The organism is Bacillus nitratireducens, assembly GCF_001884135.1.
Lineage (GTDB): Bacteria > Bacillota > Bacilli > Bacillales > Bacillaceae_G > Bacillus_A > Bacillus_A nitratireducens.
Genome location: NZ_MAOC01000067.1, coordinates 1 through 389 on the forward strand (window position 1 = coordinate 1; position 389 = coordinate 389).

Genomic DNA, 389 nt, shown 5'->3' on the forward strand with positions numbered 1-389 from the left:
AAAGTAGTAACAGAAGTAACGACAGATAAAGATGGAAAAGCAAAAGTCTCAGACTTATCTGTAGGAAAGTACAAATTAGTAGAAAAAGCAGGCTTACCAGGCTACAAAAAACTAACAGAACCAGTATCATTCGAAATTACAAAAGGTATGACGAAAGTTTTATCATTGAAAGTAGAGAATGAACTATTAGACAAAGGTTCAGTAGAAATTACAAAAGTGGACAAAGAAAGTGGCGCAAAATTAGCGGGCGTAACTTTCGAAGTGCAAGATGAAAAAGATAAAGTAGTAACAAAAGTAACAACAGATAAAGATGGAAAAGCGACAATTTCAGATTTATCAGTAGGGAAATATAAGCTAGTAGAGGTAGAAAGCTTACCAGGATATAAAAA

1 protein-coding gene is annotated in these 389 nt (G+C 33.4%); it reads left to right on the forward strand.

All coding sequences use genetic code 11. The features are described from left to right. On the forward strand, positions 1-389 hold a 389-nt coding region (locus BAU23_RS17850), incomplete at both ends, for an MSCRAMM family protein (RefSeq protein ID WP_131802511.1).